Below are 17,223 nucleotides of genomic sequence, written 5' to 3' on the forward strand. Positions count from 1 at the left end.
GCATGTTAAATCCTTTTGATCCTAATTCGACCTGTCGTCTGCTACAGCAGGTGCATTCCCGGCGCTCGTTCTTTTCCAACGTCTACACCGGAATGGCGGGCCTCGGCCTGACGAATCTGTTGCTCAACGATCTCTCCGCCGCGTCCAAGTCGAGCAGTTCAAAGCAGAACAAAGACTGGCAACCAGGCGTCAACGAAACGCACTTTCCCGCCAAAGCCAAACGGGTGCTGCAGATCTTCTGCCCGGGAGCCGCTTCGCACATGGATCTCTGGGAACATAAACCGAGCCTGGAAAAATATCACGGCAAGCCGTTGCCCGGCGAAGAGAACTTCCTCAGTTTTCAGGGGAAAAACGGAAACCTGATGAAAAGCCCGTGGGCCTTCAAACCGGCGGGCGAGAGCGGCAAGATGTGTTCTACCATTCTGCCGCACATGTCTCAGCACGTTGACGACATCGCTTTTCTGCATGGGATGACCACCAAGACCAACACCCACGGCCCCGGCTGTGTCTTCATGAATACAGGCCACGATACCGAAGGGCATCCGAGTGCGGGGGCCTGGCTCGGCTATGCGTTGGGTAGCGAAAATGAAAACCTGCCCGCGTACATCGCAATTCCCGATATTCGCGGCGAACCTCCGAACGGCAAAGCCAACTGGAGCAATGGCTACCTGCCCGCACAACATCAGGCGATCGTCATGAACGCGCAGTCTCCCATTCGTAATCTGAAAGTTCCAAAAGGGATCTCTCCGAAAGAAGAACAGGCGACCCGCGACTTTTTAAAGTTCCTCGATCAACGGCACGCCGAGCAGCGCCCCGGAAATTCCGATCTGCAGGCGCGGATTGAAGCTTACGAACTGGCCGCACGCATGCAGCTCTCGGCACCGGAAGTTTCCAATCTCGCCTCGGAACCGAAGTCGATCCACGAACAGTATGGCACGAACGACCCGAACAAACTGAAAGCCGCGTATGCCCGCAACTGTCTGCTTGCGCGGCGGTTTCTGGAACGGGGCGTGCGTTATCTGAATTTGTATTGTTCTTCACGGGCTTCGGGCGTGGATGGTCTACTCAACTGGGACGCGCATAAAACCCTCAAAGCCGACTACGAACGGCACTGCCCGATTTTCGATCAGCCGACGGCCGCTTTGTTGACCGACTTGAAGCAAAGGGGTTTATTGGATGAAACGTTGATTTTGTGGACGACGGAATTCGGCCGCATGCCCACCCACCAGGCGGGAACATTGGGCCGCGATCACAATCCGGACGGTTTTACCTGCTGGATGATGGGAGCGGGTATCAAAGGTGGCACCAGCTACGGTGCCACCGACGAGTTCGGCCGCCGTGCCGAGTTGAACCCGACAACCGTCTGGGACTTTTATGCGACGGCCCTGCATCTGCTCGGCTTCCAGCACGACAAACTGACCTATTATAATAATGGTCTGGACCGCCGTTTGACGGACGTACATGGCAATTTGATTAAAGAAATCCTGGCTTAATGCTGATGATGTCTTAAATATCCTCAGACCCAGACTTCGGATGGGGATATCCATGGCATATTTTAGTAAGACAGCCCGTTGAACCATTGACGCATATGGCGTGTCTCTCTAAACTGTGCCAACTGATTAAGTTGCGGGGCGTAGCTCAGCTTGGCTAGAGCGCTGCGTTTGGGACGCAGAGGTCGCACGTTCGAATCGTGTCGCCCCGACTTCTAACCCTCTATGGGGTATGGGTTTACAGGAATACCGTACAAGCGGTTTCCTGAAACGAACCCGAACAATTCAGCACGACAAAAAATCGCGAAACCCTCGCGATTTTTTTTACGCCCCAACCGCAATGCAGGTAGGTTAGATTTCTCTAGTTTTGTACCAGCACGGCCGGACAAGCCGGGCCGTGGCACACGGGGAACGTGATCTGATAAGAACCCTGATCTCTTCAGGATTTTCTTTCTACCACGAAAGGCACGAAAACACACGAACTGAGATGAATTCCACGATGTTCTGCTGAACTCCAAAGTCTTTTCTTTTATGTATTTCGTTCCATTCATGGTTTAAAACTGAATCAGAACAGATTCATCAAGTTTTAACTTCCATGAAACTTTATTTCCGATTCTAATGAACGTGGTATTTTCGCGAAGCGGAATGTCCTGCATCATGTGAGATCAGCAAGCAGATCGTTTCTATTGCATGCCTCACATTGGTCTCAATAGAAGTCGGATTTCCATGAGTGTTAAACAGATCATTTATCAACGTCAACGTGGATGCTGGACGTTCTATGTTCTGTTCTGCTGTTGTCAGATTCTGCTTACAGGTTGTTCAAAACAGGAAGGTGCTTCCGTGCAGGAATTTGATCCCCCCGCATCAACAGAGTTCGATCCTCAAGAGTTGGAAGAAGCCCGCAAAACCTTAACGCCACTCCAGTTTTCCATCGAATATGGCACATTCGAAGAAGTACAACAAGCGCTGCAAGAGAACCCCGACAGTATCCATGAACCAACCGAATTTGGTAATATGCCACTGCATCTGGCAGTCCATCAGGGAAAAATCAAAGAAGTCGAACTGTTACTGAAGTCAGGGGCAGATATGAATGCACGGGGTGATTACGGGGAAACGCCTTTGCATGTTGCGCTGAAAGATGAGCGTTATGAATTGGTCCGCCTGTTATTAACGAACGGGGCAGATCCGAATAAACCGAATGATAGAGAGGTTGCCCCTCTCAGTTATGCGAGAGATCCTGATTATTATAAACTACTGGTTGATCATGGCGCGAGAGTGGACTTGCCAATTGTGATGGGACTCGGCAACTGTGAACGGGCTCGGCACATGCTGGCTGAAGACCCACAGTTGGTCCGTTCTCTTAGTCCTAAAGTAAAAGAACGCATTCTTTCAGATGGAATTTCAATGATTCATTTTAAACATGAACGCGGCCTGCTGAACCAGTATGGCGACCAGATCAATCTACAATTTGCAACGGGAGGAAAGTTCGATCAGCATTTTCGAAAAGTGATTGCTGAAAACCGTGATATTTTGGAGACGCTGACTTCTCAAGGAGCTCCTCGATCATTTCGCATGCAGGAAATTGACTTGGCCATCATGCAGAATCAGACACCTTTGGTAGAATTGCTGCTAGAATACGGCGCTGAATTCCCTGCAGAAGATGATGCACGTCGCTGGTCTTTCATTATGTCAGGAAGAAGAATGGGCTTACCCAATCTGGACAAATCGCAAATCATTAAAAAGTACAAGCCGTTTATTGATAAACAGAGGCGTGAGAATTAGCGATCAAATTTTAAAAGTTCGTTCTGCCACTTCCTGTTACCTGCGGCAATCCCGGATTGCCACCGAGACCATCCCTGATACGTTGTTCAAATTAATCTCATTTCGTGACTTTTCGTGTTTTTCGTGGTAGCAAAAAACGTACTTGTCAGGCTGTCGACAACAGAGAAGAATCTCCGTGTGCGACGGACCTGCGTTGTCCGGCCGTGCAAAGCAATTCACGGTTACCAAATCGGGTACAACACAAATCTTCACGAAAACAGCCGTCAAACCGTCTCTCATCCCCCGTTCCCACTGGTATTCTGACAAAACCGGGCGGAAACCCTTCGCGCTGCCGAACTTTGGATTCATAATGCGGGTCCTGATGCGTACAATGATCTGTTTCCCTGATTTTTTCATGTTAGCTGTTGTCTGATGTCCCGTGGTGAATTGAATTCGGCTGCTGCTGATGCTGGTGCCGCCAGTGAGAGTTCGCCCGCTGCGCTGTCGGAACTGCCGGCGCTGATCGCCAAAGCGATGGCCGGCGATCAGTTTCGGCTTTCGCAACGGCTGCGGTCGATCAAGCAAGCGAAGAAAAACAAAAAGCCGTTCGACAGGAATCTGAAGCGACTGCAGGACGAGTTGGAGAAATCCCTGGCCCGGCGGGAAGAACGGCTCAAGCTGCGGCCGGAAGTCACGTTTGACCAGAGCCTGCCGATTCATGAAGAACTGGAAACGATCCAGCGGACGATTGAAGAGAATCAGGTGGTCATCGTCTGTGGCGAAACCGGGTCGGGAAAATCGACGCAGCTGCCCAAGCTTTTGCTCTCAATGGGACGCGGCATCAGCGGCATCATTGGGCACACGCAGCCCCGCCGGATCGCCGCCCGCTCAGTAGCGGCGCGGATCTCGGAAGAGCTGGGCCGCGAACAGGGAACTGCCTGCGGCTTCAAAATTCGTTTCACCGATACGACCAACCCGAACACCTATATCAAACTGATGACCGACGGCATCCTGCTGGCCGAGACGCAGACCGACCGGTTTCTGAATCTGTACGATACGATTATCATCGACGAAGCACACGAACGTTCGTTGAACATCGACTTTCTGCTGGGCTACCTCAAACGTCTGCTGCCCAAACGCCGGGATCTGCGGGTGATCATCACCTCCGCGACGATCGACGCGGAACGCTTCAGCGAACACTTTTCAACGCGGGATAAGCCGGCACCGATTCTGAATGTCTCGGGGCGGACGTATCCGGTCGAGATTCGTTATCGGCCCCTGGATGCAGAGCCGACGGAAAAAGCGCAAGGCAGGTCACAGAACAACGGGGCCGAGGAACAGTCACTCCTGGCGGATGCGGTCAACGAGCTGGCGGCCATTGACGAGGGGGACATTCTGATATTTGTACCCACTGAATGGGACATTCGCGAAACCGCCAAACTGCTGCGGGGACGCTCGATCATCGGTGATGACGGCGGACGGCAAACGGAGATCGTACCCCTCTACGGTCGCTTATCAACGGCCGAGCAGAATAAAGTCTTTCGGCCCTCTTCGTACCGGCGGATTGTAATCGCAACCAACGTGGCCGAGTCATCAATTACCGTGCCCGGCATTCGCTATGTGATTGATACGGGGCTGGCACGCATCAGCCGTTATTCGAGTCGGTCACAGGTGCAGCGTCTGCCGATTGAAGCGGTCTCGCAAGCCTCCGCCAATCAGCGGGCCGGTCGCTGCGGCCGTGTCGCACCGGGAATCTGTATTCGCCTTTACAGTGAAGCCGACTATAACAGTCGTGACGAATTCACGTCGCCCGAAATTCTGCGGACAAATCTGGCGTCGGTCATTCTGCAGACGTTGAATATGAAACTGGGGGCTATTGAGGAGTTCCCGTTCATTGATCCGCCCAAAACGGCAGCGATACGCGACGGTTACAGCACACTGTTTGAGCTCGGCGCGATTGACGAACAAAACCGGCTGACAGACATCGGTCGCAAGATCAGTCGGCTGCCGGTCGACCCGCGCATTGCGCGCATGATTCTGGCGGCACACGATGAAAACTGTCTGCACGAAATTCTGATCATCGCGGCGGCCCTCGAATTGCAGGACCCGCGGGAACGACCGATTGACAAACAACAGGCAGCCGACGAAGCCCACGAACAGTTTCGCGACGAAGATTCCGACTTCCTCAGCTTCCTTAAACTGTGGGACTTCTATCACAAACTGAAAGAAGATCTCTCTCATAGCCGCCTGAGGAAGGCGTGCGTGCAGAATTTTCTGTCGTACAATCGACTGCGAGAGTGGGCCGACATCTTTCGGCAACTCAGACAACTGGTGGAAGAGACGGGGCTGAAGCCGCACCCGCGGAAAGACGATTCAGCGGCCATCCACCGGGCGCTGCTGCCGGGCTTGCTCTCGAACATTGCCATGCGGTCGGACTCGAATGAATACACGGGGTCGGGGCAACAGAAGTATTTTATCTGGCCTGGTTCAGGAATTTTCGAGAAGAAGCCGAAGTGGGTCATCTCGGCAGAGTTGATTGAAACGAGCAAGCGCTACGCACGCACGGTCGCGAAGATTTCGCCGAACTGGATTGAGCCGGCGGCCCCGCACCTGGTGAAAAAGAGCTGGAGCGATCCCCGCTGGAGTGGTGATGCGGGCTCGGCAATGGCGACGGAAAAAGTCACGCTGTTCGGCCTGACGATTGTCCCCCGCCGCCCCGTGCATTACGGAAAGATCGATCCCGAACAGTCACGAACGCTGATGCTACAGTACGGACTTGTCGAAGGGGACATCAATCTCAAGATCGATTTCCTGGCGCATAATCAGAAATTTCTCAACGATCTCGAACAGCAACAGGCCCGCTCGCGGCGCTACGATTTAATTCCGTCGCAGGAATTACAGTTTGCGTTTTATGATCAGCGAATTCCCGAAGACGTCTACGATGCGGTGAGTCTGAAGAAGTGGTGGAAAGTCGCCAGCCGCAAAACACCGACGCTGCTGAATATGCGACTCGAAGATTTCTTCGAAACGCAGGCGGAAGAGATTGACGAGAGCGAATTCCCGAACGCGATCAACATGGGCAAGATGCAGTTCCCGCTTGAATATCATCTGGAACCGGGTGCAGAAGAAGATGGCGTCACGGTTTCGATACCGCAGGAGAGCTTGAATCAGCTTTCCCCCCACCGGCTGGGCTGGCTGGTGCCGGGACTGTTAGAAGAAAAAGTGGCAGCGATGATCAAGTCGCTGCCCAAATCAGTGCGGCGAATGCTGGTGCCGGCACCGGAGACGGCAAAGCAGGTCGTCAGCAAGCTGGAGTTCGGCAAGGGATCGTTTGAAGAAACCGTCGCCGAGATGCTGTCGCAGATTTCGGGCGAGCGGATCACCGCAGATCAGTTTGAGATTCAACGGCTGCCGCAACATTTGCAGATGAATATTCGCGTGCTTGATCAGGGAGGCGAAGCGATCGCCGTCAATCGGAATCTGACGCAATTACGTCAGGAGTACGGTTCCAAAGCCGCTGACAGTTTTTCGGCACTCTCCGATGATCACTGGAGTCAAACCGGATTGATCGACTGGACGTTCGGCGATTTTCCGACCGAGGTACAAATTCAACACGATCAGCTTTCGCTCACCGGTTTTCCGAGCTTACTGGATGAGGGCACGACGGTGGCCCTCTGTCTGCGCGACGCACCCGAACGGGCTGCCTATGAGACGCGGTTTGGTTTGAGGCGGCTGTTTATCCTGTCTGAACATCGCCGTTTGAAAGCGCAGATTGATAATTTGCCCGGTTTGAACCGGATGTCGTTGTACGTGACGGCAATTGGCGGAATCAATTTGCGGGAGCAACTCATCGAACTGCTGGCGGAACGGACGCTGTTTGGCAGGAAGGAACAACTGCCTCGGAATGAAGCCCAGTATCGTCAGCTGGTGAAAGAATGGCGGAACCAGATTCCGGTCGCCGCCCAGGATTTGGCGAGTCTTCTGCCGGATCTGTTCGAGCAGTATCATAAGATCAAGGTAACGCTGGATAAAACCAAAGTGCCGGCCTGGAGTGAACCGCTGCATGATATGCGGACGCAGTTGAACGCGATGATCAACGCCCGGTTTCTGGTGAGCACGCCTTACCCCTGGTTGCAGCAGTTCCCACGATATCTGCAGGGGATCGAACTGCGGTTGAGCAAGCTCGGCGGCACCGGACTGCAGAAGGACATCAGCAATATCCGCAGCATCTCACGGTATTTCGAGATGTATTCCCAACGGGCCCGGCAGCATTATGAACGGGAAATTATTGATCCACAGTTGATCAAGTTTCGCTGGATGCTGGAAGAATTTCGCGTGTCGCTGTTTGCTCAGAAACTGGGAACAGCGCTGAAAGTCTCGCCGAAAATTCTAGATCAGCAGTGGGCAGCAGTGCGGGACTGATTCGTTCGTTTTTACTACCACTAAAAAGATAAGCGCTTACCTACCATGAGCGGAATGGCGCTAGCCACCGGTTGTTCTATTCAGCGTGCTATAAAAAACGGCGGCTAGCGCCGTGCCGCTCAAGTCTTGGAACGTTACAAATAAAAAAGCTGGCTCATCAACGAGCCAGCTTTGGTGTGTTTCCTTGTTGCGGGTATCGTTTATTCGCCGCGGAGTCGTCTGCCGAGCTTGCCGATTTCGGCTGCCAGCTCTTTGCGGGCTTCTCCCAGACCTTCGGGAGTCAGGTTACCACTCTTCAGGTAATCAAGCACGATGTCTTCGGCTTTCATCAGGTCTTTGCAGGCATCGGCGACTTCGGAGGCGATTTCCGTCGGAATCGTGGTCACGCCGTTCAAATCGCCGTGCAAGAGATCGCCGGGATAGATGGGAATGCCGCCGACCGTGACGGGTACATTCACCTGTAGTGTGTGACAGTAGCCGTGAGCACAGTTGGTGCCGTTAGTGAAGGCGGGGAAGTCGAGGGCTTCGACCTGGTCCAGATCGCGGCCGGCGCCTGAGGTGACGATGCCTTTCGCGCCATAAGCTTTATAAGTGGAGCACATGACTTCGCCGAAAGTGGCAGACGCCGTTGGTTCGTCGATGTCCTGATAGACGACAACCGGTGCACCGGGCAGAGATTCAAACGCAGCGACCTGGGCATCAAGGCCTGAGTAAACATCGCCGCTGCGCGGTGGTGCCATGCTGCGGAAGGTGGATGTCAGAGCGTAACCAACCATCGGTGGCATCTTGGGGAAACAGGCTTTGATGGAATCATTCATGTAGCCGGTGTTGCGGGGGCGGATGTTCCAGAGTTCGATGACGTTGCAGACAGTCGGTGTGTCGTACTTGGCGAGTTCTTCAAGGGCAGCGTTAGAGAGGCCTTCGGTGGACATGAATTTCTTCCTATTGAGGTTAAATTTTAATGATGCGGTTTTTCAAAAACGGAGGTCAAATTTCCCTGGGCATCGAATGGCAGCTCAAACGGCCCGGAGATGATTTCCAGATCGTCACGCGCATTGATCTCCTCCAGATACGGTTCGCTGACGATGACTTCACTCAATTCGAGAGTATCATAAATCTGTACGATGCGGCTTGTTTCCGGCGGAACCAGTCCGATGGTCTGTAGTGCAGCCTCGATGGCTTCGCGGTCTGTTTCATAGGCCAGCGGCACCATCGCTGCGGTAGGATGACTACCAGTATTAGCGTTTATGCGGGTGATTTTCCAGTCCACGCTGTCGACTGTGCGCTGATTGGTGAATTCGGCCAGGCCAATTCCACAGGCGTTGCCGTGCGTTTCTTCAGTCAGACCGCGAATCATGATGCGTTTAGCGGAGACATTATCCCGCTCGGTGGCGGCGTGATCATTAAACTTGCGGCCGATGACACAGGCATCCATCCCGGAGCCGCTGATGTTTTTGCCGATACGGTCTACAATCAACAGATCGGTTTTCTCAAACGGAAGCCGGGGCAACGATTCGCGGGCGATATTCAGCAGCTCGGTTTCCCGTTCATAGAACTGTTCCGGCAGCACGGCTTCGATCAGCGCGGTTTCATCGTAGGCGTTCTCGACTATCGCCAGCCCGCCGACGACCGAGCATTTCTTTAAGATCGAGGAAGCGACGGCTTTGATGATTTCTTCAAAGCTGAGATCTTCGATCGCCCGGTGATAGATTTTGGCGCCTTCGTGTTTGCCGAGGCCGATCAGCATCATCTTATGCAGGCCCGATTCGATATCGCCGACAAAACGGGTGTGCGGTTTAACGCGGCCGCAAATCAAGACGTGATCGGCTTCGTAGGCGTGCTTGTCAAAATGAACGGGGATGCCGTGCGACGTGGTATCGACGGTCACGGTTTCCATCGACGAACGAATTTCGACGCCCATCGTTTCGGCGGTAATGCCGTACGCTGCGATGACTTGCGCCTGTCCTTCCGCGGTTCCGCCACCATGACTGCCCATAGCGGGGACGATAAACGGGACAGCATCCAGTGATTTCAGATAGTCGACAGTGGTTTTGATGATCGCAGCAATATTGGCGATGCCACGACTGCCAACCGTGATGGCAACAGTTTCTCCCGGCTTGACTACTTTGTCTAAATTGATTTTAGGAAGTTCGGACAGAACCGCTTCGGGAACGTTCTCGATTCGAGAAGACTGGAAGTTTTGGCGAATTCGGTAAACCTTAGGAAGCGGGATGTTCATTGTGGGGCTTTGAATTATCAAGGAGTCATTTGGGCTGGTCTTCAGGATTTCAAATCGCGTCTATTATGAAGAGTCTGTTATTGTAAGTAAATCGTGTGTGTTTACGCTACATCCGGGCGTGTTCCAGGTTAAGATTCTTAAGATAACGTGAGTTCAGGCTTCGCGAGGATGTTTGGAATTTTGCGGCGCTGACAGGAATCGTCTTGTTCTAAATTGGTGATTTCGATACCTTAACGATTCTGATTTTGATAGACCAATCAGCAAGTCGAAACTGGATGTCGAGCCTTGTTGCTGCAAGGAAGCAGATATGAGAAAAAACTTTGAGCGGATCATTTTTGCTGTTTCCGTTTGTGTTCTGTCTGGTGTGTTATTTATCCAGGGGGTTCTGTATTTAAGAGACCTGGGTTTTGCCGATGAAGCGTCGACATTGACGGCTGCCATCGATGGCAGTTCAGCAAAGGCTCCTAACGAGCTGGCTGTAGCCGAAACCAACGAATGCCCGTTTCCCATTGATCAGACTTTGATCCCGGTAGAACTGGCTTTGGCAGAAGAGAATAACGAACCGGCTGTTTCGGACGAATTCACTGCCGATGGTCCTGCGATCAATGGTCCTGCATTAGAGGCCCCTGGTCGAATTGAGGAGAACTCGATTCCTGAACTGGAAAAATCCGGTCCTTCTCTCCCATTGTTTACGAAACCATCGCAGGAATTTCCCCAGACTCCTGGCCCACTGATGCCACCACTCAATGCAGAACCACTGTCGAATTCAAAGAAGCATTCGAATTCCAAAGAAGACCAGATCACGCGTTCGATCATTCGCGAACATCTGCCGCACGCTTCAGAAGAAGAATTACAAATCTGGTTTGAAGAATTGCAGGGTGTGCCTCACAAGGTGGCCTCGGATCTGCTTTCGATTCGCAAGTTGCTGCAGCCGAAAAGTGCAATGAAAATTCCCGAAGAGAAGTGGGAGCAGCCGCTCAGAGGTTTTGAAGGGACGGCTCCACAACAGCCGGTTTCATCATCAAACGGTGGGCACTCCGATGAAACGGGCTTTATCGGCTTTTCCTCGAAAGCGGATCGCGATGAACTGATGCAACGGCTCAAGCCGACCGTGGATGCACTGCGGCTGTCGCGTGATGTGATTGTGAATAATATTGCGAATGCCGGAACGATTGGGTTCAAGCGTTCTTATGTGGAATTCGAAGCGCTGCCTTATGAATATCTTGAAACACCGGCCAGCGAGGAATCGGATTCGGCACCGCCGATCGCCGTCGGGATGGGAAGTCAGGTGCTGCAAACCCGGGTTTCTCAGACGAATGGCGAACTGATTAAGACAGAACGCGCACTGGATCTTGCTATCGAAGGATCTGGATTTCTGCAGGTCAAGCTGGGGGAACTAACGGCGTTTACTCGATCAGGGCGTTTGATGTTTGACGGTGAGCGACGGCTTTGTATTCGAGGTTCGCAGATTAATTATCTAATTCTGCCTGAGATCACGCTGCCCGCCGAAGCCCATTCAGTTCAGATTTCTGAGACTGGTGTTGTGACGGCTGTAGTTTCGGAAGACAAAAAAGAACAGGAACAAACGGTGGGGAAGATCTCGCTTGTCTGTTTTACGGATGCGAGTGAACTATTTCCACGCGAGTCCTGTCTGTTTGTCGCGACGCCCCGTTCGGGTGAACCACGGGTCGTATCGCCGGGCGCGAAAGGGGCCGGCCTGGTGCGTGCCGGAGTTTTAGAAACTTCGAATGTCTCGATTCCTGAAGAGCTGGAAGCACTTTCGCTCATCAAGCAGCGTCTGGACGCATTGAAGACGGTCTACTCAACGGAGCCACAAGAGCCGGTTCGAGCCGACCTGGGTTTACCCGCTGATCGCATCGCCCGTCCGGGAGATCAACGACTGCAGCGGGGAAGCCGCCCGATTTTGAAGTGAGCCGCATCTTACGGAAAGATCGCTTTTAATGCGTTATGACGGTGGAAAAAGCCTTCGTCAAACAGATCCAGCAGCTTCGATTCGGTGATTAGAAAGCCGAGCAGTCCGCCCGGCGGTTCGAACTCCAGTCGATCGATCAGGGTGATCTGATTGTCGCCGCTGGATATGATGCGATGTTCGTGCGTGTATGATTTGAGCGGCCCGGAGATCTGTTTCTCGGTGAAAAAGTCGGGCTTTTCGAAGGCGATGATTTCGTGAGTCCCTTCCTGCACTTTGCCGAAGCCCTGAATCTGAAATTCGAGAACCGCACCCAGAGATAATTTGTCTGGTTTTTTGGTGAAAGCCAGACCGGTGTCGGGGGGGCTGATTTTCAGAATGTTATCGGTATCAATCAGAAATTCAAAAATCTCTTCGGGAGTGGTAGTTAACTGAACGCTGGTTTCGAAGGTCGCCATCGTCTCTCTCTTTCGACATGTGTCGCGAATTAATATACTACATAGCAGAATAACAGACCAGAACTTTGAGCGGCTCATCATTCCGAGCGTGTATCCTAGTCAAATGAATTGAAAATGACGAGTCCGAGCCGCAAGAGTCTTCCTCTTTCAGGCGTGTGCGGTTCGGTTGATATGAGATGAATTGATTATGCAATTTCCAACGGAAGTCCTTCAACAGTGCTGGTTTCTGGCAGGTCCGACCGCGTGCGGCAAGACCGAGCTCAGTCTGTTGCTGGCCGAACATCTCAACGCGGAAATCCTGGCCATGGATTCGATGTCGCTGTATCGGGGCATGGATATCGGCACCGCGAAAGCCTCAGCCGCAGAACGGGAACGGGTGCCGCATCATCTGCTGGACCTGATCGATGTACATGAAAAATACAGTGTGGCCGATTATTTCGAAGCGGCGGAAACCTGCTGCCGCGAGATCATTGAGCGGGGCCGCACGCCGCTGTTCGTGGGGGGCACGGGGCTTTATTTACGGGCGATCTTGCGCGGCGTCTTCAACGGCCCTTCTGCCGACTGGGATTATCGTCGCGAAATGGAAACGCTGGCAGAGACCGAAGGAAATGAAGTACTGCACCGCCGGCTGGCAGCCGTCGATCCGGTCTCGGCGAAGAAGTTGCATCCAAACGATGTCCGCCGCGTGGCGCGGGCACTGGAAGTGTATCACGTCTCCGGCGTTCCCCTTTCTGCTCAGCACGCGGAAGGAATTCTGACGCCAGAGGAATGTCCGGCGCATGTCTACTGGTTATTGCCGGATCGGGAGTGGCTGTACGAGCGGATTAATCTTCGTGTCGATCAAATGCTGGAAGAAGGGCTGCTCGACGAGGTGAAACAGATCCTCGCAGCCGATCCGCCGATGGACCGTACGGCTCGGCAGGCACTGGGATATAAGGAACTGATCGACTATCTGGAAGGCGCGTGTACCTACGAACGAGCCGTCGAACTGCTCAAACAGCAGACCCGCCGCTTCGCCAAACGGCAGCATACATTTTTCCGCAACATCAAAGAATGCCGCGAACTGCCAGTTCACCCGGAAGATAAACCGGCTGACCTGCTGAAGAAGATCCTGGGGTTTGAACGAAATAACTAATTTTTTTACTACCACGAAAATACGCGTAACGGATACCAATTGTGAGCGGGTCGGCGCTAGCCGCCGTTTGTGAGTTCGGTTACCTGATTTAAAAAACGGTGGCTAGCGCCGACCCGCTCATGGTAGGTCACTTTTTCGTGGTAGTAAATAAAAAACAACACATATTCTAACATACACTGCTTTTTTCCTCATATCAAACGTTTCAAGAATGTTGATTTGTTCGTGGATCTGGCTGGAGAAGTTGTTTTTGCTGGAAGGTGGCTAAGTTGTGGGGAACTCTCTATAGTGTCTTGCAAAGAATTTTTTAACTGTATTCTGCAATTGAGACTGGTATTTGGGCCGGTGTTCAATCGTTTGGTTTTTCCCTCTTCAACTTAATTAGTGTGTGATCCATGATGACCGATGAGAAAGTATTAATTCAGGTAGGCCACAGTCCCGATCCGGACGACGCCTTTATGTTCCATGCATTGGCGAATGACAAGATCGAAACAGGTAAGTATCGATTTACTCATGAGTTACAAGATATTGAAACACTCAATCAGCGTGCCTTCAATGCGGAGCTGGAACTCACCGCGGTCAGCCTGCACGGTTATGCTTATCTGACGGATACCTACGCGATCTGTTCGTGTGGTGCTTCGATGGGAGATCAATACGGGCCGATGGTCGTGGCCCGCGAAGAGTGGTCGATCGACGATCTGCGCGGCAAAAAAATTGCGATTCCCGGCAAGCTGACCACCGCGTTTCTGACTTTGAAATTGTTGCTGGGCGATGATTTCGAATACGAAGAGCATCCCTTCGATGAGATTTTGAACCTGGTCGAACAAGGCAAGTTCGACGCCGGCCTGATCATTCACGAAGGCCAGTTGACTTATGCAAACCAGGGACTGAAGCTGGTCGTTGATCTGGGCAAGTGGTGGTACGAAGAAACCGGCCTGCCTTTGCCGCTGGGTGCGAATGCCATCCGTAAAGACATGGGCCAGGAAATGATGGAAGAGGTGACTGCGATTCTGAAGCGCAGCATTGAGTACGGTCTGGAGCATCGTGATGAAGCGCTCGATCATGCGTTGAAGTATGGTCGCGATTTGAACCGGGGCAGCGCTGATAAATTTGTCGGCATGTATGTGAATGACTGGACTCTGGACTTCGGTGAAAAGGGCCGCGAAGCCGTCGCGCTCTTGCTGAATAAGGGCTACGAAGCCGGCATCATCCCCAACCCGGTCAAACTGGAATTTATTGGTTAAGCGCTCCCTCAACGACTGCGTGTTGATTCATCGAGATAGAGAAGGTGGTATGCGATGAGTGAAAGTAACTCATCCGGATATTTGCAGGCCTTGTTCGGCCTGTCTGGTAAGACGGCGGTTGTGATCGGCGGCACCGGAGTTCTGGGTGGCGCCATTGCCGATGCACTGGCGCAAGCCGGCGCGCATGTCGTCATCGTCGGTCGCAATGCGGAAAACGGCGACAGTCGTGTGAAACAGATCGAAGCACTAAAGGGGAGTGCCGAATTCTTCGCCGCTGATTCCACCAGCCGCTCTGATCTCGAAGCAGTGGTCGCGCATCTGAAAGCCAAAGGCCAGGTAGTTGACATTCTGGTGAATGGTGCGGGGATCAACGCCGCCACACCATTCCTGGAAATCAGTGACGAAGAATGGGAGCGGATTTTCCGCGTCAATCTCTTGAGTGTCAAAGTGGCCTGCCAGGTATTTGGTCAGGCGATGCTGGACGAGAACGTGGCCGGCTCGATCATCAACATTGCGTCGATGAGTGCGATCACGCCGCTTTCCCGCGTGTTTACCTATTCCGCGTCGAAGGCGGCAGTGTTGAATCTGACGCAGAACCTGGCGCGAGAATGGGCCGAACAGGGAATTCGAGTGAATGCCCTGTCTCCCGGCTTTTTTCCTGCAGAGCAGAATCGAAAAGTGCTGACACCAGAGCGTGTCGCCAGTATTATGAATCATACACCGACGAATCGTTTTGGTGATCCGGAAGAACTGGCGGGTGCTGTGTTACTGATGGCGGCCGGGAAAGCGGGTAGTTTCATCACTGGAACGAATATCGCCGTCGATGGTGGTTTTTCCTGTATGACAATTTGATTTCCGCGAAGCTGCCCTGTCTCGCAGCTGAAACCGGACGAGGTTAAGGAGCACGCAGACTTGGATCCGATTCTCATTGAACCTGGTCAACGCTATCTTGCTCGTATCAATCCGAAACGCATTCCGCACATCTTCACCGATGTTTTAATCATAGGTGGTGGTGTTGCCGGTTCACGAGCGGCACTGGAAATTGATCCCCGCCTGGAAACGATTATCGTCAATAAGGGGAAAGTGTCCCAGTCAAACAGTGCTTATGCGCAGGGTGGCATCGCCGGTGTGCTGGACCCGCTAGATAACATCACCAACCATATTCAAGACACATTGGCAGCCGGCAAGGATTTGTGTGATGAAGAACTGGTGGAATATGTCTGTCAGGAAGCACCGCGGCACATTCAGGAATTGATCGAGATCGGCACTGACTTTGATACCGAAGACGGCAAGATCGCACTCACGAAAGAAGGAGGGCACAGCCATCGTCGTGTGGCGCATGCCATGGGAGATGCGACGGGCCGGGAACTGATGCGATCGCTGGTCTCCGCCGTGCATGATCGACCTTCCATTCAAACCTGGACGAAAACGCCGACCCTGGATCTGGTCACAGAAGACGGCAAATGCCGCGGTGCGATTATCTGGAATCGCTATCACGGAAAAACACTGGTCTGGGCCAAACAGGTCATTCTGGCTACGGGTGGGGCGGGCTGTCTGTTTCGTGAATCAACAAACCCGCCGCTGGCAACGGGCGACGGGCATGCCATCGCGTTTCGGGCGGGGGCTCTGCTGCAGGATATGGAATTCATGCAGTTCCATCCGACTGTGCTCTATATTGCGGGTGGTGCGCGGTATCTGATTTCGGAAGCGGTACGTGGCGAAGGCGCTTATCTGCGTGACTGCAACGGTGTACGATTCATGTCCGAATATCATCCCGATCAGGAGTTGGCACATCGAGATATTGTCAGCCGGGCGATCACCGATCGAATGCTGAAAACGAATCATTCGTGTGTCTATCTGGATTTGACCCATCTGGATCCCGCGTTGATTAAAGAGCGGTTCCCCAACATTGGAAAAGTCTGTGCCGGCTTCGGACTGGATTTATCCAAAGATCAGATTCCCGTGCGTCCCGGCGCGCATTATATGATCGGCGGTGTGAAGACCGACCTGCAGGCACGGACTTCGGTTCCCCATCTCTGGGCAGCGGGCGAAGTGACATCGACCGGCCTGCATGGAAGTAACCGACTGGCTTCCAACAGTCTCTTGGAAGGCTTGATCTTCGGCGCTGCTGCGGGACGTGGAGCTTCGGCGGCGGCACTCAGTCAGCCGGATCAGTTCACTGCCTCGCTGCTGCCTGACTGGGACAAAGAGAAGCATTCGGACGAAAATTTAAACAGCAAGGACCTGCGCAACTCGTTAGCCAGCCTCATGTGGCGCGATGTCGGCATTACACGCAATGCAGAGTCGCTGCAAAACGCGAAAGACAAAGTCGACTTTTGGAGTCGTTATGTTGTCGATCGCGAATTCAAAACGTTGAGCGGCTGGGAGCTGCAGAACATGCTGCTCGTCGCACAGTTGATGATTACCTCTGCGATTGAACGCAAAGAGAGTCGCGGCGTGCATTATCGTAGTGATTTTCCAGAGACGAATCCTGCGTATCAGAAACATATTTCCGTACATTCAACCTGTTGAGAAACCATCTAAGAG

At 52.9% G+C, this 17,223-nt stretch carries 11 protein-coding genes and 1 tRNA gene; 9 read left to right on the forward strand and 3 right to left on the reverse strand.

What is annotated here, in order from left to right:
* Positions 1 to 2 precede the first annotated feature (2 nt).
* From Pan241w_RS25650 to hrpA, 4 genes are all read left to right on the forward strand, one after another.
* Entirely contained in the window at positions 3 to 1,493 is a 1,491-nt protein-coding gene (locus Pan241w_RS25650) for a DUF1501 domain-containing protein (protein ID WP_145221525.1), read from the forward strand.
* Between the two features lie 134 nt (positions 1,494 to 1,627).
* A tRNA-Pro gene (locus Pan241w_RS25655) sits at positions 1,628 to 1,702 on the forward strand.
* Positions 1,703 to 2,216: 514 nt separating this feature from the next.
* Positions 2,217 to 3,272, forward strand: a complete 1,056-nt coding sequence (locus tag Pan241w_RS25660; RefSeq protein WP_198000154.1) for an ankyrin repeat domain-containing protein — start codon at positions 2,217 to 2,219, stop codon at positions 3,270 to 3,272.
* A 411-nt stretch (positions 3,273 to 3,683) separates the two neighbouring features.
* Entirely contained in the window at positions 3,684 to 7,673 is a 3,990-nt protein-coding gene (gene hrpA / locus Pan241w_RS25665) for an ATP-dependent RNA helicase HrpA (protein WP_145221531.1), read from the forward strand.
* A 200-nt stretch (positions 7,674 to 7,873) separates the two neighbouring features.
* On the opposite strand, the gene Pan241w_RS25670 is transcribed toward hrpA, so the two are convergent.
* Together Pan241w_RS25670 and Pan241w_RS25675 are read right to left on the reverse strand one after the other, a co-directional pair.
* On the reverse strand, positions 7,874 to 8,605 hold the full coding sequence (locus tag Pan241w_RS25670; RefSeq protein WP_145221533.1) for an RraA family protein: 732 nt from the start codon (positions 8,603 to 8,605) through the stop codon (positions 7,874 to 7,876).
* Positions 8,606 to 8,631: 26 nt separating this feature from the next.
* Positions 8,632 to 9,912, reverse strand: coding sequence for a lactate racemase domain-containing protein (locus tag Pan241w_RS25675; RefSeq protein ID WP_145221536.1), 1,281 nt, complete (start codon positions 9,910 to 9,912; stop codon positions 8,632 to 8,634).
* A 307-nt stretch (positions 9,913 to 10,219) separates the two neighbouring features.
* On the opposite strand from Pan241w_RS25675, the gene Pan241w_RS25680 reads away from it, so the two are divergent.
* A complete protein-coding gene (locus Pan241w_RS25680) occupies positions 10,220 to 11,845 on the forward strand; it encodes a flagellar hook-basal body protein (protein WP_145221539.1) in 1,626 nt (541 codons plus the stop codon).
* An 8-nt stretch (positions 11,846 to 11,853) separates the two neighbouring features.
* Here the strand turns inward: Pan241w_RS25680 and Pan241w_RS25685 are convergent, their stop codons facing one another.
* Entirely contained in the window at positions 11,854 to 12,300 is a 447-nt protein-coding gene (locus Pan241w_RS25685; protein ID WP_145221542.1) for an SRPBCC family protein, read from the reverse strand.
* Positions 12,301 to 12,487: 187 nt separating this feature from the next.
* On the opposite strand from Pan241w_RS25685, the gene miaA reads away from it, so the two are divergent.
* From miaA to nadB, 4 genes are all read left to right on the forward strand, one after another.
* A complete protein-coding gene (gene miaA, locus Pan241w_RS25690; protein WP_145221544.1) occupies positions 12,488 to 13,435 on the forward strand; it encodes a tRNA (adenosine(37)-N6)-dimethylallyltransferase MiaA in 948 nt (315 codons plus the stop codon).
* Between the two features lie 392 nt (positions 13,436 to 13,827).
* Complete coding sequence (locus Pan241w_RS25695) at positions 13,828 to 14,676, forward strand: menaquinone biosynthesis family protein (protein WP_145221546.1); 849 nt, start codon at positions 13,828 to 13,830, stop codon at positions 14,674 to 14,676.
* Positions 14,677 to 14,730: 54 nt separating this feature from the next.
* Positions 14,731 to 15,528 (forward strand): SDR family oxidoreductase, encoded by a 798-nt coding sequence (locus Pan241w_RS25700; protein ID WP_145221549.1) that lies wholly within the window; start codon positions 14,731 to 14,733, stop codon positions 15,526 to 15,528.
* 60 nt (positions 15,529 to 15,588) lie between these two features.
* On the forward strand, positions 15,589 to 17,208 hold the full coding sequence (gene nadB, locus Pan241w_RS25705; protein WP_145221552.1) for an L-aspartate oxidase: 1,620 nt from the start codon (positions 15,589 to 15,591) through the stop codon (positions 17,206 to 17,208).
* Positions 17,209 to 17,223 lie beyond the last annotated feature (15 nt).

Origin of the sequence: Gimesia alba (genome assembly GCF_007744675.1) — a bacterium.
In the GTDB taxonomy this organism is placed as follows: domain Bacteria; phylum Planctomycetota; class Planctomycetia; order Planctomycetales; family Planctomycetaceae; genus Gimesia; species Gimesia alba.